Raw genomic sequence first — 19,498 nt, 5'->3', positions numbered from 1 at the left:
GATGGGTCGTGCCAAAGGGCCGGTCAGCCTTTTGGCGTTGGTTTCGGGGTAATCTGGGTTTTCGGACTGGTGTTGCTGGCGAACTCGGGCAGTTCGCCCGTCCACTCATAAGCCTGTTCGCCGGGCGGGTTTTCATACCATCCAGGGTCTTCGTAGTCGTCCGCGTCGATGCCTTCGCGGACCTTCACGACCGAGAACATGCCGCCCATTTCAATGGGACCGTGCGGCCCCCAACCAGTCATCATCGGCACAGTGTTGTCGGGCAGCGGCATTTCCATCACGCCCATATCCGCCATACCAGCCGTGCCCATGGGCATGTATTCCGGCTGGAAGGTGCGGATCTTCCGAGCCAGCGGTTTCTTGTCAACGCCGATAAAGGTCGGCACGTCGTGACCCATGGCGTTCATCGTATGGTGCGACTTGTGGCAGTGGATCGCCCAGTCGCCCAAGTGGTCGGCGACAAACTCGTATGCGCGCATCGCACCCACGGGGATGTCGATGCTGACCTCTGGCCACTGGGCAGACGGTGGAACCCAACCACCGTCGGTGCATGTGACCTTGAAGTCGTAGCCGTGCATGTGGATCGGGTGGTTGGTCATCGTCAGGTTGCCGACCCGCACGCGCACCTTGTCGCCCCGATTGACCACCAACGGATCGATGTCTGGAAAGATGCGGCTGTTCCATGTCCACAGGTTGAAATCGGTCATCGTCATGATGCGCGGCACATAGCTGCCGGGATCAATGTCGAACGCGTTCAGCATGATCAGAAAGTCACGATCCACTGGCATGAAGGTGGGATCCTTAGGATGGACGACAAACATGCCCATCATACCCATCGCCATCTGCACCATCTCATCCGCATGCGGATGGTACATGAAGGTGCCGGATTTGATCAGATCAAACTCGTAGACATAGGTTTTGCCGGGCGGAATACCGGGGTGCGACAGCCCGCCGACCCCGTCCATGCCCGAGGGCAGGATCAGCCCGTGCCAATGCACGGTTGTATGTTCCGGCAGGCGATTGGTGACATAGATGCGCACGCGGTCGCCTTCGACGGCTTCGATGGTGGGGCCGGTCGACTGGCCGTTGTAGCCCCAAAGATGCGCGATCATGCCATCTGCCAATTCGCGTTCCACCGGTTCGGCAACAAGGTGAAACTCTTTCACACCGTTGTTCATCCGGTGTGGCAGAGTCCAGCCGTTCAGGGTGACCACTGGATTGTAATCCGGCCCGGACGCGGGGCGCGGCGTGATCGCGGTGGTCGCACTGTCCATCTGGGCCGCTTCGGGCAGGCCCATGTTGCTGGTCTTGCCCCAAGCCTGCGACGAGACAAGCGCCGCGCCCGCAGCACCGGCGCCAATCAATTGACGTCTGTTCATCATGTTGTTTCCTTTCAATGCCCTGCTCCGTCGCCAGCGGCCAGTGTGGCACCGCTTGCGGCACCGCCACTGCTGCCCGCGCCACCGCCGTAAATCGCAGCCGTCAGATCAGCTTGCGCCACGTAGAAATCGCGTTTCGCATTGGCCGCCTGCAATTCAGCGCCCAATTTCTCACGCACATCGGTCAGCAACTCGAAGGTGCTGGTGATCATACCGTTATAGGACAGCAATCCTTCGTCCTCGACGGTCTTGCGCAACGGCACCAGCACGTCGCGGTAATGACGCGCGATCTTGTAGGAGGCGTGATAGGCGACCTCGGCGCCACGCGCCTCTGAGCGCACGTTGACTGCCTTTTCAGCCAGCACATTGGCAGCCTGAAGATAGGCCAGTTCCGCCTTGCGCATCCGTGCCTTACCGCTGTCATAGATCGGAATGGCGAATTCCAATTCCAGCTGTGGTGTTGTGCTGGTCTCGACGTCGCCACCATCGGTCTCGCGCTCGGTTTCAAAGCCCGCGATGATCTCGAGGTCGGTCACCAACCGCGTCTGGTCGGTCAGATCAAAAGCCGTGGCCTGCGCTTCAAGCCCCAGTTTTGCGACGCGCAGATCGACACGGTTGCGCAGGGCCTTGCTTTCGACATTCGCCACCTGCCCCGCCGAACTGGGCAGCGTTGGCAAAGCATCAGGCACGTAGAATTCCACATCTGCGCCCCAAAGGCCCATCAACCGCGTCAGGTTCTCCTTGGCGCGGCTTGCGCCCAGTCGCGCCTGTGCCAGTTGTCCCGCCAGCTCTGCGTTAAACGCCTGTTCGCGTGCCTGTCCGGCGCGGCCCAACGCCCCCGTTTCTCCCAGCTTGCGCGCCAGTTCCGATCCGGCGTCCGAGGTTGCTAAGGCACGGTTGAGGTGGCCGACCACTTCAAAAGCGGCAACCGCTTCAATCCACGCCTGCCGCGTCTGGTTGGCCAGCGTCAGCGTATCGTTCACCGCCAACAGTTGCGCTGCGCGAAAGTTCACATCAGCCAGCGCCATGCGCTGTTTGCGGGTTTTGGCGTCTAAAATGTTGGTTGCGATCATGCCTTCGATGGCACGGTAGGCGCCCAGTTCGGCTGCGCCGATCCCAAGAAGACCTATCGAGACGACAGGGTTTTCTGGAGTTGACTGTTGCCATGCCTCTGCTGCCGAAAGACCCACGTTGGCATAGGACGCTTGCAGGCCTCTGTTGTTCAGCAATGCAACCTGCACCGCCGTTTCAGCCGAGATGGTCTTGCGATAGACCATCTGTTTCACCTCGTTCCGAACCGAGTTGTTTTCCGCTTGGGTCTGGGCAAAAACGGCGCGCTTGCCGATCGCCGTTTTGGTCTGACTGGCCACGTTGGCAAAACCTGGTTCTGAGCCGGTGTAGGTGTCTGGCACTACCGTTGCGCACGCGCCCAGTACGAGCGCGCCGCTTAGGATCAGGGGAAATTTAATCGGGCCCATCAGTTGCCCTCCGCCTGCTCTTGATTGACAGTGCGCCAGTCACGCGGGCCTGTGGGACTGCGCGGGAAAAAGCCCGCCAGAGGATCGGTGTGCCTAACTGACGAGGTGATGTTGCGGTCAGTCGGTGCGGTAAGCGTCGCCACATCCGGCAACGGAGTGGGGGCGCTGGAACACGCGCCCAAAGCAAGGGCAATCGCCCCCGCCAATAAGTGGATTTTCATGATGGTCTGCCTGATTGAAAGCTGTTTTGGTCCACTCGAACGTACGAGCAGGCGGGGTCCCCTCTCAGGGGCGCGTTCAGATCAGGGGTCTGGGCGGGCGTAGAAACGCCCTTGGCTCAATGGCGTAGCTCGCACTTTGCAAGGTTTCGTAGGTAGGATCTGCAGAAACAGTGGCGCTGAATACACCCACTTCACACAGGGCCAGTGAAACGCAAATACCGCTACAGCATTGTCCGACTGACACGTCATCTTCACCAGCATGAAGAGCTGAATGGTGCCCGAGATTTTCGTGTTGGGCGTCTGTGTGGCTGGAAATCGCGACGCCGTGCGCCGGGCTGTGAAACCCGGCAAGACTATGAGAAGCAGAAGGCGTGGTCAGGCCTAAAGCGACCACGAATATCAGGCAAGGGAATGCCTTCAGCCATGCAACTATGATATTCTTCTGACCCATTGCGCACAATTGGCAGAAGCTTTCCGAGTGTCAATTCATCCAGCGCTGGAGGGTTTGTAACTTTCTCGTGGGCTTGTTGATGCTTCGCTTGTGGATTTGTCGCACTTGCCCCCACGCCATGGTCTCCTGAGAACCGGAAGCGGCAATCTTTTTAGAGTATTAGGCTAATTAACCAGATGAAAACCTGCGTATTCTCAGGACGCTGACGACGCGAAGAGGGCAGCTTATTGACATGCGCAAGCGCTTCAAGGCTCAGATCAGTGCCCGCAGGAAGCAGAGTGTTTTTGCCGATGTCGATACCATCGACGATGATCTTTGGGGCGTGCTCGACACTCAGATATCCGACATCGAACGGAAGATCGAAAACGTAATTGCTCAAACGCAGCGACTTGCCTCAAGGGCGCGCCTGCTGCGCTCAATCCCAGGGATTGGCCCGGTCGGTGCAGCGATGTTGATCGCTGAACTGCCGGAACTGGGTCGGATGACAGCCGGCCACCTGCCCGAACGCGAGGTGATGACCGGCATTGGTCCAGTGCCGGTGAAAGTGCCGCGCGTGCGGGATCGGGGTGCTGGCGAAGACAACATCAGCTTCACGCCCAGCATTCTGCCGCGGTATCTGCGCAAGGCGAGATCGGTCGAGGAACTGCTGCCATGGCTTTACCTGAAGGGCGTGTCCACGGGCGATTTCACCGAGGCGCTGGAGGCGCTGCTGGGCCCGAACGCCAAGGGCCTGTCCGCCAAGACTGTCACCCGGCTGAAAGCCGACTGGTGGAAAGACTACGAGGCCTGGCAGAAACGCGATCTTGGCACACGGCGGTTTCTCTACATCTGGGCCGATGGGGTCTACTTCAAGCCGCGCATGGCTGAGGAAAAACAATGTGTTCTGGTGATCGTCGGGGCGGACGAATATGGCCGCAAGGAGTTGCTGGCCATGACCGACGGCTTCCGCGAAAGCACCCAGAGCTGGAGGGACATCATCAATTCGACCCGGTGGCAATGGCCGGATTTCGGATTGCGGTAGAGCTTGATCGGGGCGGACGTTTCAGGGAAATACGGGTTCATGTGCGTATCCTTGGTCTTGAAAGGGCGGCCGGGCTGACCCGCCGCCAGGGGGCTTCGTTCAGGCGGGGGTCCGCTCCGTCTTCACGATGGGAAAGTCGATTTCGGTCTCGGCCATCAACGCACGCTCAATCTCGTGAGGTATTCAACGCGGCCACTGGGGCGAGTTTTTCAACGGAATAAGCCCTTACCCGTCACTGGGGGCGAGCGCCTGTCGGCTTCCACATGGCGATCCGGGTTGTCATGTCTAGGAACGTCGCATGGCGATCAAGGATGGCCTGCAGGTTCGGCCCAATCCTCCCCTCAGGCATTTCTGTATATCCGAGCTTCCGATACCAAGGGGCATTCCACCTCGGGGCACGGAAGGTAGCCAGACATGTCCCTGAAACACCAGCGGCAGAAGCATAGTCCTCTGCCCATTCAAGCAACCGCTGCCCGATGCCTTTTCCTGACATCCCGTCATCAACCATAAGGCTTGCGATATAGAGCATGTCATCAAGCGGCTGCACGATGATGTAGCCTGCTCGGTGTCCGGCGAACTCGGCCACCCTTGTCGTCCCAGTCCTGAAACGTTCTGGGTTGATCGCCGGGGTGGCCGCAAATCTTTCGTATTCTTTCAGCGACAGATAGCGCCGATGCGCTGAGCGCTCCAATTGGCGCAGATCTTCAATTTCGGCCTCGTCATAGGGGCGAAGAAGGGGGCGAGTGTTGTTCATGATCCATCATCGTTGCATGGCCAACGCCTTTGGCGTGGTCTCTCCCGGACCTGATCCACACACATGCAAAAGCACGCTGCGAAGCCTGACGATGAAACAGGGGCGGATGTTCATGATTGTGGTCGTCGCAGTCCAGACCTCGCGACACCGGGCGGCGACTGGTTTACCCGGTGCCGTTCATACCGAGGCCGTCTTTATGGCCTGAGAGAAATGTCTTATCGCGATCCATCATGACCCTCACCTACCCAGGAGGCCGTATTGGGACAAGTGAAGCCTCTGTAACGAACGGCAGGAAAGTCCCGCTCAGCGGCCCTCTTACGCACTGCGCCGAAGGTCCACTGCGAGCCCGAACCCACCCTATTGCTGAGATAGACGATATACCTCGACCTCGCGTTCGCAAGTTGGGTCAATTGTCCTTCGGTCGAAGATCATGCCAAGCTTTTGCATGATGCGTCCCGATGCGGCGTTGCCGATTTGGTATATGCTCACAATATCGGTGATGCCCAGTTCACTAACGCCGAACGAGAGGGCGGCGACCGCTGCTTCGCTTGCGTAGCCTTTCCCCCAACTCGGCTTCGAAAACCTCCAACCAATTTCGACAGAGGGTAACACTTCGGGTAAGAAATCCGGCCAAGACAATCCTGTGAAGCCAATCAGGTCACTGGTTTGCTTGGATTCGACAGCGAACAACCCGAAGCCTCGTTCATTCCACTCTTTCTCAAATGACGCGATGTATCGTGCAGCGTCGTCTGCGGTTCGCGTTTTGCCATTTCCAATGTAGCGCATGACGTCAGGATCATCGCACATTGCCGCAAATGGTGCATGATCTTCAGGCTTCCAGCCTCTTAGGAGTAGTCGCTCAGTGTTGATCGTGTGCTGTGTCATGGTGTGCTTTAAGCACATCATCCAACGGCAGCAAAGTCCACTCTGCCGACTTTGACCCAGGCCACGCCGAAGGTACGGTTTGGGTCAGAAATGCTTGACGTTTGGGCCAATATTGCGTGACGCCGCTCCTTGGTAGGGTTCAGAAAATTCGGTGCATCGAGTCAAAGGTGCGCGACGTTCGACACCGCGTTGTCAGACGTCAGACAAAACCGACTTTTATGTCACATCGCTGACCCAAGTCGCAGGTGCAGAACGGCAAGTGGCCATTCGCGTAGATCGCGGCGAAGGTCGGGATCGAGCCCATTCTATCCCTTAAAGTTTCAGATCTGCGCGGCGATACTCGACTTGTCGATGACGGACCATACGTTCTGGATCCTTCCATCCTGAAATTCGTAGAATACGTTTTCGTCGAAGCGGACCTGCTTGCCGTTCACTGCCAAGCCGAAGAGTTCGCCCACCGGCGTACAGTCGAATGTAAGCCGGCTTGCAATCATGGGCGGGTCACAGACAAGAACCGCGATGTTGAAGGAAAGATCGGGGATCGCACGGAAATCCGCAACGAGCATGTTCAGGTAGCCGTGGAGACCGATTGTGGTGCCGTTGTATCGCACCTGGTCGGCAACAAAGTGATGAAGATCTTGCCAGCCCTGCCTGTTCAAACACGCGATATATCCCTGATAGGATCTTATGATCTCGTCTCGTCCCACTGCGCCCGCCTCCGTATTCTGCATACACAGACTCTAACCTGCGGGAGAGAGGAGGCAATGGCATGCCCGGTTCGTTTAAGGTTTTTCGGTGCGGGCCGCGTCGAGACATTTGCTGTCAGCGCGATTGCGGACTGCGTTGGAAAACCCTGACAGTGAGGAAGTCGCGGCGGGCTTGGTGCTGTCTATGGGGAAAGCGTGCCGGCGTGTTTGGCCGTTATCGGTATCGAACACCTAACACGTAGGTCGCGAGGACCATGAGTACCTGCCCAAGCGACCGTGATCATGACTTTCGGGTGCGAACGACACAGTTGATAGCGTCGCAGCTGTTTGAGGCCGTCACCAGGCAAGGCGGGAACGATCCGGTTCGCTGGAGCGAACTGGTACTGGTTCAGTCTTCGCGACAAGGACGGGCGTTTCGTCATGCGGCCTGCTCCCGGGGTGGCACATGGGTCATTGGCTTCTGGCCGCGCCGGAAAATCTCGATGATGCACATCGGCCCGCCGCAGTCGGGGTATGGCTCGTGCAGGGTGAGCGGGAGGACCTCGGCTACCTGTGGCGGCTCATGAGCCGGGCTTTTGCCCTGAGCAGGACGTGGATCAGGAAGCGGCGGATGAACTCGTGGGTGGCGAACCGCATGACCTTTTGCTGGTTGCCTGACTTGATGCGGGACTGTTGCATTAATTGCCGGGTTTGGCCACGTTTGGGTTTTTGAGGTCGAGGATGCCGCGCAAGCCACCGTTCAAGCATCACCGTTTCCCACGTGAAATTATCCTTTGCGCTGTGCGTTGATATTTGCGCTATCCGCTATCCTATCAGGATGTCGTCGAGTTGCTGGGTGAGCGCGGCATCGCGGTTGATCCATCGACTGTCTATCGGTGGGGGCAGAAGTTCGGCCCTGAACTGACCAAGCGGGCCGAGACGCACTTGCGCCGCGCGAGCGTAGACTGGCGTGTGGACGAGACCTATATCCGCGTCGGTGGCAAGTGGCGTTATTTGTGGCGTGCTGTCGATGCAAATGGCCAAATGATTGACTTTCGCCTCGCCGTGCGGCGCGATGCAAAGGCTGCTAAAGCCTTTCTCCACAAAGCGATTGAACGCGTGCGACTGCATCGCCCGGTCACTATATGTACCGACAAAGCCCCGACCTACCGACGTGTCATTCGCGAGATCAATCATCGATACGATCCACATTTCGACAGTATTCGGCATATCGACAAGAAATGGCGAAACAACCTGATTGAGAGCGACCACGCAGCCATGAAGCGGTTACTTGGATACTGTCAAAACTTTCGATCTTTACGAAGTGCTAAAGCAACCCTCAGAGGGGTCGAGACAATGCGCACCATCAAACGCGGACATATCCACAACAGACAACCAGGCGTCAGGGGCGAAATCCAGTTTATGAATGAGCTGTTCGAAGCCGGGTGATCCAACACACCGCTTTGAACAACTGCAACCTGAAAAATTTTATGCAGCAGTCTCCCTCGAAGCATTTGACGCCTGGACTATTGCCAGCCGAGCAGCTTGAAATCCGAGCATTGGGTTTCCTGGCGGGCTGGGAGTTAACGTGACAACATCCTAGCAAGAGCTACCTGTTCAGGATCCGAAGCGCACTGCATAGCTGAATGCGACCGCCAAAATTTTGCGAATTGGATGATCCTCAAGATCTGACACTGTGGCCCGCCGGAGCAATCGACTGTCCCCTTTGGAAAAATGCACTGATCGCGGGCAACTGAACCGTGCGTTGAGCGATTAACTTCGAGAGCGGTGTTCCTTGAGAAAATTGCTCTCTGCCTTAAGAAGAGGCAGTGTCAAAACCACCTTCGTGGCTGTCACGGTGTCGTTACTATGCGCCGGTATGTAAAAAGGGGTGTCCGACATCTCAAGGAGAGAAACCCCGTGAAAACTTCGTCCCTTGCAATCGCCGTTGTCTTGTTCGCATCCGGTGCCGCCGCGCAAGACCTGCCCCAAGCCAGCAGCGACTGGTTCACCGCAGGTCAGGCTACCATCGAGCAGCGTCTGGCGTTGCAGCCCAATACCAACCGCGCCCGCAACGTCATCCTGCTGAACGCTGACGGCAACGGCGTCGCGACGAACTATGCCGTGCGCCTGTTCGCAGGCCAGCAGGCCGGCGGCCTGGGTGATGATCACGTTCTGCCGCAAGAGACCTTCCCGCACATGGCGCTGGTCAAGACCTACACGACCAACGGTCAAACGCCCGATTCTGCACCCACCGCCTCAGCGATGATGACCGGCGTGAAGAGCAAGAACACGATGATCAACGTTTCTGAAGAGGTTGTGGTAGGCGATTGCGCCAACCTGCCCGGCAACGAACTGACCACGCTGGCCCAGATCTCTGAAGAGATGGGCAAGTCCGTCGGCGTCGTCTCGACCGCCCGCATCACCCATGCGACGCCCGCTGCCGTCTATGCGGTGACTGCCAACCGAAACTGGGAAGATAACACCGGCCTGCCCGAAGGTTGCGACACGCAGCTCGACATTGCGGCACAGCTTTTTGAGGGCGTGGAAAGCGGATTGATCGATCTGGCAATGGGTGGCGGTCGCCGTCACTTTGTCCCCGTCGGAACGACAAGCGAAGAAGGCAACGAAGGTACGCGGACCGATGGCCGCAACCTGATCGAAGAGATGGAAGCGCTCGGCGCCCAGTACGTCTGGAACGACGAAACCTTCGGCGCGCTGACTGACCTGGGCAATGCCCCGATCATCGGCCTGTTCGAAGATTCCCACATGATGTACGAGCATGACCGGACAGGCGAGCCATCGCTGGCCGAGATGACCGCTGCGGCGATCACCGCACTGTCGACCAACGAGGAAGGCTACTTCCTATCGATCGAAGGTGGCCGTGTCGACCACGCCAACCACGCCGGCAACCTGCACCGCGTGCTGACCGACGGCGTTGCCTTTGCCGAGGCTGTCCAGATGGCCATCGACATGACCGATGAAAGCGACACGCTGATCATCGTCACTGCCGACCATGAGCACGCCATCGCGATGAACGGCTATTGCGGCCGCGGTTCGGACATCACCGGCCTCTGCATGGGCGTCAACAACGAGGGTATCGAGCACACCGGCGAGCCTCTGCTGGGTTCGGACGGCAAGCCCTATACCGTTGTCGGCTATCTGAACGGCGCCGGTTCGGTCCTGATCGAACAGGAAGACGGTACCTTTTCCGGCGAGCGTCCGGAAGTGACCAACGAAGAGGCGATGGACCCCGACTATCTGCAGCAGGCGCTGGTGCCGATGTCCTCAGAAACCCACTCTGGGGCAGACGTCGCAGCCTATGCACAAGGCCCTTATGCGCACCTGCTGGGTGGCTCGATCGAACAGAATGTGCTGTTCCACATCATGCACCACGCCATGACGGCTGAGTAAGCCTCGCGCATTCGTGCAGCGGGTCCCCTGTTCGGGGGCCCGCTTGCGTTTTGCAAACCTGCGTGAGGCTCAGCCTGCCAGTCTGTATTGAATCTCGCCAAACTGGAACTGTGTTCCTACAGCCGCTGACCGAAGGATGAATATATGCAAAACCTGAACCGCCGCTTTCTCTTGTCTCTGATCCCCGCCGTGCCGCTGGCGCTGGCCGTACCTAATCTGCTGCGCGCGCAAGAGGCGCCGATCAAGCTGCGCGACCTCTACAACCGCGACATGAGCTTTTCCGACATTGCGCTCGCCAACGAAGGTGCGCGCGTGACGATCGCCGGTTTCATGGCACCCCCGCTCAAGGCCGAAGCGGATTTCTTCGTTCTGACGAAGATGCCGATGGCAGTCTGCCCCTTCTGCGAACCTGGTACGCCTTGGCCCGACGACATCCTCGCCGTCTATACAAAGCGTGTGGTGGATGTGATCCCGTTCAATGTGGCGATGGAAACGACCGGCCTGCTGGAGCTCGGCAAATATGTCGATCCCGAACTTGGATTCTATTCCGAAGTCCGTCTGACCGACGCCGTCTACAGCCGTGCTTGATGCGCAGCATCATTTCGGATTGCCACTGGCCCTCACCGATCTTGACCTTCGCGGACTCGATGGACGGATGCTCGTGTCACTTGATAGTCTACGCATCTTGCCAGGATCATCAGTCGCAATTCGTGGTCCTTCGGGCGCTGGCAAGTCGACCCTGCTGCACGCCCTGTCGGGCCTGATCAAGCCTGCGGGCGGGCGTGTGGTCTGGGGAGCGTCGGACTTGACAGCCATGAACGATGCCGCCCGAACGCGGTTTCGCCGGGATCACATCGGACTGATCTTCCAGGACTTTCTGTTGTTCGAAGAACTGAATGCGCTGGACAACGCGGCCCTATGCGCCGCCTTCGCGCCCCGCGCCGCCCGTGCCGCTTTGCGCGACCGCGCGGCGGGGTGGCTTGATCGTCTTGGGCTGGGTGACGCCGGATCGCGACGCGCCGACAGTTTTTCGGGTGGAGAACGGCAGCGCATCGCCGTCGCCCGCGCCTTGAGCAACGATCCGGCCGTCATCCTGGCAGATGAGGCCACCGCCAGCCTCGACCGCGCCGCTGCGGATCGCTTGGTCGACGATCTGATCGGCCTGTCGCAGGACACCGGCCGGACGTTGATCGCAGTAACGCATGATGAGACATTTGCCAGCCGTCTCGACCGGGTGCTATCCATGGCCGAAGGTCGTATCGTGGACGACACCCATGGGTAGCATCGGTGATCTTTGGGCCGGTTTACCTGCGGCTATGCAGGATCTGATGACGGCGGCTCTCCTGCTGTTGCCGGGGCTTGCTACCGGTCTGATCGTGCTACGCGGGTATGCACCGGGCCGCCTCGTGCGGGCGATGCTCCGCCGGTTCAGCGTGTCCAACGTGGTCTTCGTCTGCCTGCTTGCCGTTTCGGTGGCGATCGGCGTGGGTCTGACCGCCCAAGAACGTGGGTTGCGTCAGGGCAGCGCGAGGGCCGCCGCAGCCTTTGACCTGATAGTTGCCGCCCCGGGGAGTGAAATCACTGTCATGCTGGCTGCCGTCTATCTTCAACCGTCCGACGTGCCGCTGCTGACCGGCGATCAATACGCTGCGATATCAGCAGACCCCGACGTAGCGCTGGCTGCTCCTATCGCATTCGGCGACAGCTATCAGGGTGCCCCGGTCGTCGGCACGACAGCCGACTTTGTGACCCACCTTGCAGGGGATCTGGCCAAGGGTCAGATCTTTACCACGTCAACCGAAGCGGTCGCCGGGGCGTTTGCCTCGGTCCCGGTGGGCGAAAGTTTCACGCCGGCCCATGGCCACGGGGACGCCGCCGAAGACGCTGCGCACGCAGGTGCCTCCTATACGGTCACTGGTCGCATGGCCCCGACCGGCAGCCCGTGGGACCGCGCCATCCTTGTTCCAATTGAAGGCGTCTGGGAAGTCCACGGTCTTGCCAACGGCCATGCTCTCGCTGCAGGGGACCAGATCGGGCCACCGTTCGATGCGGCCTTTTTCCCCGGAACCCCTGCAGTGCTGGTCCGAGCGGATGCTCTCTGGGGCAATTACGCCCTGCAATCGCGCTACACCCAGCCGGACATGATGGCTTTCTTTCCGGGCACGGTTTTGGCGCAGATGCACAGCCTGATGCGCGACGTGCGCGAGGCGATGTCGCTGCTGGCCGTGGTGACGCAGGTGCTGGTTACAGTGTCGATACTGGCCGGACTGGTCATCCTGACACGCATTTTCGCCCGCGGTCTGGCCCTGCTGCGCGCTATTGGGGCAGGTCGACGCTTTGTCTTCGCCGTGGTCTGGAGCTACAGCGCCACGTTGATTGCAGCTGGATCTCTGCTTGGCCTCGGACTTGGCTGGCTGGCGGCGATGGGCTTCTCGCGTGTGATCACAGCACGCACCGATGTCCTCGTGACCGCAACTGTGACCTGGACCGAGGTCCAGCTTGTCGCGGGTTTCGTCAGCCTCACCCTCATTCTCGCCCTTTTGCCCGCACTGGCTGCGACACGCCGCCAGCTGCTGACCGATCTGCGCAACTGATCTGAAGGATTCCAAATCATGCGTACTCTCAGCCTTGTCACTGCTCTTACACTTGCCGCGACGCCATTGGCCGCACAGGACGATCATGACCACATCTCCGAAGCTGATGGCCTGCGTATCGTCCATGCTTGGACCCCAGCCACCAAGGGCTCCGAAACCCTGATCTATATGGAAATCGAGAACGAGACGAATAGCTTGCAGACCCTGACGGGGGCCGAAACTGAAGACGGGCTGACCGCTGAATTGGTGGGGTTCACCTATGTCGATGGCGTTGAAGCATGGGAGAACTTACCGGCCATTCCGATCGCCTCGGGCCAGCATCTCGACCTCGCCCCGCGCGCGGTTGCCTTTAGGCTTTCAGGGCTGAATGCCGCGCTGACGGTCGGCGAGGAGGTCAAGATGGAGGTGATGTTCGGCGACCTTCATCTGGACGCCCATGTCGCAGTCGAAGACGAAGATGCGACCGATCATAGCCATGCTGGCCATAACCACTGAAACCCAAAAAGCATTTGGGCGCACTTCGCAGAGTATCCTTGACCTTGCCAAGTTGAGAAACAAGGCACACGCACATCTTGTCTTTCGATACATAGATCGTTGGTTGTTCTTTCGCCTGCCTTCCTCCATCGCAGATCAACGGCATTCGCCGTCATGCGATCAGAATACAGGCTGATCCTTCAGAACCGTGCCGCTAAAAAAAGACATGCGGTCTTACGATGTTGCAAATCGAATGAACGACGTCTTCTCGCCTACATTAAGCGCTAGACCTTGCGCGCCACAATGTAATGGGCGGGAGGTGGTCCTTTGGGATGATTTCCGCTTTCGACAATTTCGAAACCTGCGGCGATAACTGCGTGCTCCAGCTCTTTCACTGAAAAACTGCGTACGTAAGGCGCTTTGCCAATCAATTGCATCACCGGAATAGCGATACGGATCGCCAAGGATTTCAGTGCTTCGCCAATGCCTGCACCAGGTTGCCCAAGACAAGTGGTTTTTGTGATGAAGTATCCGCCTTTGGGTAGCAGCTCATTAATCTGCGTAAAACGCTTTTCCATGTCTGGCACTAAGTGAAACAAACTATAACCCATGACAACATCATATTGGCCTTGTTTCGGAACATCTGCGCCGACCTCAAAGGACACGTTTTTGACGCCTGCGCTCGCGGCTTTTTGTCGCGCGATGGCCAGCATGCCCAGCGATAGATCGATTGCGGTAATCTGTTTTACATTTGGGGCCAATAGTATAGCGGTCGAACCAGTGCCGCAGCCAAGTTCAAGAACCCTATCTTTGGGGGTCAAATAACTGCGCGTCCGACCAAGAGTGTATTCGTAAGCGGCCTGATCGGCGATGGGTGATCTTGCGTACTTGGGCGCGGCTTTATCCCAAAATGTAGCGTGCTGGATCATGTCTATCTCTTTTGTGCTGAACACTATTTGTGTAGATGCATACATCCATGCGCTTCTGTATGAAATTGACGAAGTTTTCATAATCTATATGATTTTTTGCATGGATAGGCCATTTGACTGGAACAGAATGCGCGCCTTTCTGGCGACCGCGAACGAAGGAACGCTCACTGCAGCGGCCCACTCCCTTGGACTGACCCAACCTACATTGAGCCGTCAGATTTCTGCGCTCGAAGAAGAGCTCGGCTTGATGCTGTTTGAACGTGTTGGTCGGGGGCTAGTATTGACCGCCGCTGGCCGCGAGATGCAACACCATGTGCGGGAAATGGGGGCCGCTGCAGATAGAGTTGCTTTGGCTGCGCTTGGCCAAGCGCAATCAATTGAAGGTGATGTTCGCATTACTGCAAGCGACATTCTGTCAGCAGTCTTGTTGCCACCCGCAGTGAGCAGGATAAAGGCGCTTGCACCCAATCTGGTCATAGATGTCATTGCGGCCAACGATGTTCGTGATTTGATGCGTCGAGAGGCGGATATCGCCGTGCGTCATGTACGCCCTGAACACCCCGATCTGGTTGTTCGGTTGATATGCGAAGCGAAAGCCTATTTTTATGCCTCAAAGGAATACTTGGCTGCACGTGGACACCCTCAATCGCTCAGTGACTTGGATCAACACGATTTCATTTCCATGGGCAATGTTTCCCGCATGGTAGAATATCTGCGCAATATTGGAATTCATTTGGAAGTGCAGCAATTCCAAGTGGGATCCGAAAACGGAGTGGTCGGATGGGCCTTGGCACAAGCAGGTTTAGGGATCATCCCGATGGATGAAGCAGTTGCTAGACATAGCCCAAACATGGTGCAGGTATTGCCCCACACACTGATCAGCTTTCCTATTTGGCTTACGACCCACCGTGAAATTCACACCAGCCCAAAAATGCGCTTGGTGTTCGATGTCTTGGCAGAAGTATTAGCTCAACGTTGAGCGCTCGCAATATTGCATCTGCGTCAAATAAGCGGTTAGGAAAGACGTTCGGCTTGATCGGCAGCAAAGTCCCGTACTATTGCTTGCTCAAGTCCGCACTGCTTTGCACCCGCAGCAAATGTCACCTTTTTCATATTGGATGGGCGGTGTCCTGAACGCGATGACCGTGTTCAGGCCCGGATCGCCAGGTCCCGTTTCATCCTATTGCTGACCGCCCAACCGATCACGCGCCGTGAATGCAGGTCCAAGATCACAGCCAAATACAACAGTCCCCTATTCTGCCCCCTACGGCATCAGACCCCAGTGTCGCCGAAACGCTTTAGCTCCGGATCACGGTGACAGAGCAGGTGGCGTGGCGCACGATGCGGGCGGCGTTCGCCCCCAGCAGGAAATCGGACGCTTTCGGACGACTGGCTCCGATGACAATCTGATCAACGTCCAGTTCTTTCGCGACCTCCAGCACCTCTTCGTAGACGCTGCCGTGCCGCGCGACGGTCTTGAAGGTCACGCCGTCCGGAATATGATCCGCAGCCACTTCGTTCAGGCGTTCAACTGTCGCCCCTAGCGCCTTCTTGACATCCCAGTCCTCGGAACCGCCAGTTTCGCCCCGGATCGCGTAACGCCAGTCAAGCCCCGCAACCATCTCCGGCACAACCGTCATCAGGATGAGTTCGGGATCCTTCATCGTGTTCCATTGCTTGACCGCGCCAGCCAGCACGGCAGTGGTGCTCGCCGGATCCCCCAGATCAATCGGTACCAGAATCCTGTTTGGCATCTTTTCTCCTCCTCAGCGATATTTCGGGCGGATCAACAGCCAGCCCAACCAGACGAAGAACCCAACGAGGATCAGGCTCAGGATAGACGTCCCCGGCGACGGGTTGAGTGCAGCTGGCGGCTGCGGCAATTTGGGGGCAAGCGAAGCCGCAAGCGGTAGGGCCGGATCGACTGCGAGGTTACCCGGGATCAATGCGTTCAGCAGCGCGACTGTCGAGCCCGAGATCGGTTGAAGTTCAACCGCCACAGCTGCGGGACCCTGATCGCCCACCGCATCGCCCTGCTCGGGCGCGGGCCCAGCAAGCACAAGTTGGGTGCGCAGAGTTTCAACAGATGTCAGCTGACCCGTATAGGTGTTGGCCGCGATCCGGGCCTCGCGCAGGAACGGAAAACGTACAAGATTGGCCCCTTCGCTCCAGCCATCCAGAGGGAACAGCCGCTTGCTGCGGTCAGCCATCGCGGCCTCGACCACGGGGTCGCCTTCGAACGTCATCACCAGCGCTGCATCCGCCCTGCCGTCCGACACCGCGGCCAGCGCTTCGGCGGCGGCACCCTCAACCGGTATCGCCCGCGCTGAAAGGCCGAGGCCCTCAATCACCAGCGTCGCGATTCGTGCAGAGGAACTGCCGTCACCGCCCACGGCGAGTGTCTCGATCTCTTGCAGCGAGGACACCGCTTCGCGGCGACCGATCAGGTGCAGCACGCTCTGGCCGACGGCGGCCACCGCCTCATAGCCCGCGATCCGTTGCGGCGCGGGGTTGGAAAGATCATAGAACGCTTCCGCCCCGACCAGCGCCAGCCGCGCATCGCCAGAGGCGACCATGACCAGCGGGTCGTTGGTGGATCCATATTGCACATCGCGCCCAGTAAATGCCTTCTGCACCGCGCGCAGCACCAGTGCGCCATCGGCGAAACTCGGCTCTGCGGCGATCACCAGTGGGTCTTGTGTCTGCACCGCTCCAGCGTCGATCAGGTCCAGCCGCGCCAGCGCATCACGGGCCACGGCACGGGGCGAGCGCCCTTCAAGGTCGACCCGTCCGTTGAGCGATTGCATGAGCTCCGGCGTGATCTTTCCCGCCAGCGCCGCGATCGCCGGCCCAAGTCCGGGATAGCGCGACAACGCCTCAGCCCGCGCGATCGGCATCGCATCGTATATAGGGAAGAAACTCAGGTCGTCCTCAAGCAGGACCAGTCCGTATTCCGCAATCTGGCCATCGGTCGTATAGACCTCAGCGATGTCCACCTCGCCTTTCAGAAGCTTGTCATAGACCACTTCGCGGTCATCCAGCGGCACCACATCCACGGCGCCAAAGCGCATACCGTAGCGCTGTGTCATCGGGTCCAGCCCGTCGAGCGGACGCACAGTGAAATCATCCTCGACCGCGATGCCAAGGCTTTCGGCTGCCGGAACGAGATCGGAAATCCTCTGAACGCGAAGTTGGGCGGCGCGGTCCGAGCGCATCGCCAACCCATAGTTGTTGGCAAACCCGAACCCGTCCAGCCAGGTCAGCCCCAGAGGGCCGTAAAGCTCCTTCACCCGCGCGGTGGCCTGCGCACCGTCGCTCATCGGGTTCTGGCCCAACATCACAAGCCCAGTGCCGTTGTACTCGGGATAGATGTCAACCGAGCCCTCCTTGATCGCAGCCATGATCGTCGGCGTCGTCGGATAGTCTACGATTCCCGAACTGGGTACGCCCTGCTCCTCGGCAAGGGCGAGGATCATTTCCGCCAGGATGCGGCTTTCGGAGAAGTTTTTGGCCCCGATCCGCAGGTCGGGCGTTGCATCGTCGCATGCGAGAAGCAGAAATGGCAGGGCAAGAAAGGTCAGAAGTTTACGTTTCATAGCTCGCCCTCCTCCGGCACTGCCGGTTGCGTGACACGTCCGCGGCCGATGCCTTCGCCACGCGCTTCGATGGGTTGTGGCGGTTTGACCTCATGCCGGATCTCGCGGAAGAAGCCGACGAGTTGAATCAGCACGATCGCGGTGAACGGAATGGCCCCGGTCACGGCCATCGCCTTGGCAACCGTGACCGATTCCGAGAACAGCGTGCCCGCCGTCAGTGCAGCGATCAGTGTCCCCCAGACCATCTTTTGCAGCACCGGTGGGTTGAGATTGCCATCTGTCGTCATCATCGACAGCACGAACGTGCCTGAATCCGCCGAGGTGACGAGGAAGATGAACATCAACGCAACCGCCAGCGTCTGCAGGATCTGTGCCGCGGGAAAGTATTCCAGGAACGCGAACAGCGCCTTGGTCGCGTCTTCGAAAATGATTTCCTTCAGCCCGCCGCCTCCGAACATTTCGATGTAGAACCCCGCACCGCCAAACACGGCAAACCACAGGATCGAAAACATGGTCGGCACAAAAATGACGCCCATACAGAATTCTCGGATCGTCCGCCCCTTTGAAATCCGGGCAACGAAGATGCCGATAAACGGTCCCCACGCGATCCACCAGATCAGATAGGTCAGCGTCCAGCCGGCGGACCAGCCCCCCAGATCCTCGAACGGGAACAGTCGGAAACTCATACTGATCAGCCCGGCGAAATAGTTGCCAATCGAATCGATGAACACCTCGAACAGGAATCGGGTCGGCCCGGCAAACAGCACCATCAGCATGATCGCTATCGCGATGACCATGTTGATGTTCGACAGAATCTTGATGCCCTTGTCGACGCCGGTGGTGGCCGATAGCATGTAGCAGACGAAGAGCACCGCGAGAATGATCATCGAGGTCGTCACCGTCTCTTCGACTCCAAATGCATAGAACGTGCCGGACCGTACCGCGAGCGTTCCCATTGACAGCGATCCGGCCAGTCCGAAAACGACCGACAGCACCGCGAGAATATCGGCGGTCTTACCCATGCCCTCGCCGGCCGCGCCGCTGAAAACGGCCTTGATCGGTGTTGAAATCATCGAGGGCTGACCTCGCCGGAAGGTGAAATAGGCGATCACCAGCGCGCAGACCGCGTAGATTGACCAGGCGTGGAATCCCCAGTGCAGGTTGGTGATAACCAGTGCTTGCCGGGCGGCTTCCATCGTCTCACCCTCCATGCCGGGAGGAGACACGTAGTGATACATCGGTTCCGCAGGGCCCCAGAGCAGAAGGCCCGACCCCATGCCGCCCGCGAACAGCATCGCGATCCAGGACACCGTGGAAAATTCAGGCTCTTCGTCATCCGCGCCAAGGCGAATATGACCATATGGCCCAAATGCAAGGTAGAGCGACAGGAACAGGAACATCGAACAGACCGCGAGCCACGCCCAACTGACCCCGGTCAGCATGTAGTTGACGAAGCCCAGCATCGCCCCTGTCATACTATCCGGGTCGACGATCCCCCAGATACCAATCCCAGCGCAAATGGCCATCGAAACGGTAAAGACGAAATTGACATTCACGCCGCGCTGGTTCGGTTCCTTAGACATCCTGCCCTCCAGAATTTCGTGCATTGTCGTCGA

The 19,498-nt window shown here is 58.6% G+C and carries 17 protein-coding genes and 4 pseudogenes; 9 read left to right on the top strand and 12 right to left on the bottom strand.

Annotation, left to right across the window (positions count from 1 at the left end; translation table 11 throughout):
* Positions 1-23: 23 nt before the first annotated feature.
* Genes SULPSESMR1_RS03615 through SULPSESMR1_RS03605 form a run of 3 tightly spaced genes read right to left on the bottom strand, consistent with a single transcriptional unit; the run spans position 24 to position 3,078 of the window.
* Positions 24-1,382, bottom strand: a complete 1,359-nt coding sequence (locus tag SULPSESMR1_RS03615) for a multicopper oxidase family protein (RefSeq protein ID WP_114284504.1) — start codon at positions 1,380-1,382, stop codon at positions 24-26.
* Positions 1,383-1,393: 11 nt separating this feature from the next.
* Entirely contained in the window at positions 1,394-2,857 is a 1,464-nt protein-coding gene (locus tag SULPSESMR1_RS03610; RefSeq protein WP_089419593.1) for a TolC family protein, read from the bottom strand.
* On the bottom strand, positions 2,857-3,078 hold the full coding sequence (locus SULPSESMR1_RS03605; protein WP_089419592.1) for a hypothetical protein: 222 nt from the start codon (positions 3,076-3,078) through the stop codon (positions 2,857-2,859). The genes SULPSESMR1_RS03610 and SULPSESMR1_RS03605 overlap by 1 nt, the downstream gene beginning before the upstream one ends.
* 941 nt (positions 3,079-4,019) lie before the next feature.
* On the opposite strand from SULPSESMR1_RS03605, the pseudogene SULPSESMR1_RS25385 reads away from it, so the two are divergent.
* Positions 4,020-4,508 (top strand): annotated as a pseudogene (locus SULPSESMR1_RS25385) (transposase); the annotation flags it as partial.
* 274 nt (positions 4,509-4,782) lie between these two features.
* Here the strand turns inward: SULPSESMR1_RS25385 and SULPSESMR1_RS03595 are convergent.
* The gene (locus SULPSESMR1_RS03595) at positions 4,783-5,304 is read right to left on the bottom strand and encodes a GNAT family N-acetyltransferase (protein ID WP_089419591.1); all 522 of its coding nucleotides are present in this window, start codon (positions 5,302-5,304) and stop codon (positions 4,783-4,785) included.
* Here SULPSESMR1_RS03595 and SULPSESMR1_RS03590 point away from each other — a divergent pair.
* Positions 5,303-5,509 (top strand): hypothetical protein, encoded by a 207-nt coding sequence (locus tag SULPSESMR1_RS03590; protein ID WP_089419590.1) that lies wholly within the window; start codon positions 5,303-5,305, stop codon positions 5,507-5,509. The two genes, SULPSESMR1_RS03595 and SULPSESMR1_RS03590, sit on opposite strands and share 2 nt — an antisense overlap.
* A 152-nt stretch (positions 5,510-5,661) precedes the next feature.
* Here SULPSESMR1_RS03590 and SULPSESMR1_RS03585 read toward each other — a convergent pair whose 3' ends face one another.
* The 3 genes and pseudogenes from SULPSESMR1_RS03585 to SULPSESMR1_RS25940 all read right to left on the bottom strand — a co-directional run.
* On the bottom strand, positions 5,662-6,189 hold the full coding sequence (locus tag SULPSESMR1_RS03585) for a GNAT family N-acetyltransferase (RefSeq protein WP_198362850.1): 528 nt from the start codon (positions 6,187-6,189) through the stop codon (positions 5,662-5,664).
* A gap of 320 nt (positions 6,190-6,509) precedes the next feature.
* Positions 6,510-6,920: an ester cyclase gene (locus SULPSESMR1_RS03580; RefSeq protein WP_240311275.1), complete on the bottom strand. Its 411-nt coding sequence runs from the start codon at positions 6,918-6,920 to the stop codon at positions 6,510-6,512.
* Between the two features lie 394 nt (positions 6,921-7,314).
* Positions 7,315-7,562, bottom strand: a pseudogene (locus SULPSESMR1_RS25940) (IS91 family transposase); the annotation flags it as partial.
* Positions 7,563-7,616: 54 nt separating this feature from the next.
* Here SULPSESMR1_RS25940 and SULPSESMR1_RS03570 point away from each other — a divergent pair.
* From SULPSESMR1_RS03570 to SULPSESMR1_RS03545, 6 genes and pseudogenes are all read left to right on the top strand, one after another.
* Positions 7,617-8,324: pseudogene (locus SULPSESMR1_RS03570) on the top strand (IS6 family transposase).
* Between the two features lie 471 nt (positions 8,325-8,795).
* Positions 8,796-10,289: an alkaline phosphatase gene (locus tag SULPSESMR1_RS03565; RefSeq protein ID WP_240311277.1), complete on the top strand. Its 1,494-nt coding sequence runs from the start codon at positions 8,796-8,798 to the stop codon at positions 10,287-10,289.
* A gap of 144 nt (positions 10,290-10,433) precedes the next feature.
* Entirely contained in the window at positions 10,434-10,877 is a 444-nt protein-coding gene (locus tag SULPSESMR1_RS03560) for a hypothetical protein (protein ID WP_089419587.1), read from the top strand.
* Positions 10,878-10,944: 67 nt separating this feature from the next.
* Positions 10,945-11,571, top strand: coding sequence for an ABC transporter ATP-binding protein (locus SULPSESMR1_RS03555; protein WP_089419586.1), 627 nt, complete (start codon positions 10,945-10,947; stop codon positions 11,569-11,571).
* The gene (locus SULPSESMR1_RS03550) at positions 11,564-12,883 is read left to right on the top strand and encodes an ABC transporter permease (protein WP_345889502.1); all 1,320 of its coding nucleotides are present in this window, start codon (positions 11,564-11,566) and stop codon (positions 12,881-12,883) included. The genes SULPSESMR1_RS03555 and SULPSESMR1_RS03550 overlap by 8 nt, the downstream gene beginning before the upstream one ends.
* A gap of 18 nt (positions 12,884-12,901) precedes the next feature.
* The gene (locus SULPSESMR1_RS03545; RefSeq protein WP_089419585.1) at positions 12,902-13,378 is read left to right on the top strand and encodes a copper chaperone PCu(A)C; all 477 of its coding nucleotides are present in this window, start codon (positions 12,902-12,904) and stop codon (positions 13,376-13,378) included.
* Between the two features lie 263 nt (positions 13,379-13,641).
* Here SULPSESMR1_RS03545 and SULPSESMR1_RS03540 read toward each other — a convergent pair whose 3' ends face one another.
* Positions 13,642-14,286 (bottom strand): class I SAM-dependent methyltransferase, encoded by a 645-nt coding sequence (locus SULPSESMR1_RS03540; protein WP_089419584.1) that lies wholly within the window; start codon positions 14,284-14,286, stop codon positions 13,642-13,644.
* Here SULPSESMR1_RS03540 and SULPSESMR1_RS03535 point away from each other — a divergent pair.
* Positions 14,285-15,265 carry a LysR family transcriptional regulator gene (locus tag SULPSESMR1_RS03535; protein WP_345889503.1) on the top strand — a complete coding sequence of 327 codons (981 nt, stop codon included), beginning with the start codon at positions 14,285-14,287 and terminating at the stop codon, positions 15,263-15,265. The two genes, SULPSESMR1_RS03540 and SULPSESMR1_RS03535, sit on opposite strands and share 2 nt — an antisense overlap.
* 141 nt (positions 15,266-15,406) lie before the next feature.
* Here SULPSESMR1_RS03535 and SULPSESMR1_RS25935 read toward each other — a convergent pair.
* The 4 genes and pseudogenes from SULPSESMR1_RS25935 to SULPSESMR1_RS03520 all read right to left on the bottom strand — a co-directional run.
* Positions 15,407-15,537 (bottom strand): annotated as a pseudogene (locus tag SULPSESMR1_RS25935) (DDE-type integrase/transposase/recombinase); the annotation flags it as partial.
* 47 nt (positions 15,538-15,584) lie between these two features.
* Positions 15,585-16,040 (bottom strand): universal stress protein, encoded by a 456-nt coding sequence (locus SULPSESMR1_RS03530; RefSeq protein ID WP_089419583.1) that lies wholly within the window; start codon positions 16,038-16,040, stop codon positions 15,585-15,587.
* Between the two features lie 12 nt (positions 16,041-16,052).
* Positions 16,053-17,882 (bottom strand): glycine betaine ABC transporter substrate-binding protein, encoded by a 1,830-nt coding sequence (locus SULPSESMR1_RS03525; protein WP_089419582.1) that lies wholly within the window; start codon positions 17,880-17,882, stop codon positions 16,053-16,055.
* Positions 17,879-19,465 (bottom strand): BCCT family transporter, encoded by a 1,587-nt coding sequence (locus SULPSESMR1_RS03520; RefSeq protein ID WP_089422117.1) that lies wholly within the window; start codon positions 19,463-19,465, stop codon positions 17,879-17,881. The genes SULPSESMR1_RS03525 and SULPSESMR1_RS03520 overlap by 4 nt, the downstream gene beginning before the upstream one ends.
* Positions 19,466-19,498: the final 33 nt, after the last annotated feature.

Origin of the sequence: Pseudosulfitobacter pseudonitzschiae (genome assembly GCF_002222635.1) — a bacterium.
GTDB classification, from domain to species: Bacteria; Pseudomonadota; Alphaproteobacteria; order Rhodobacterales; family Rhodobacteraceae; genus Pseudosulfitobacter; species Pseudosulfitobacter pseudonitzschiae_A.
This window is presented reverse-complemented; position numbering and strand designations above follow the sequence as displayed.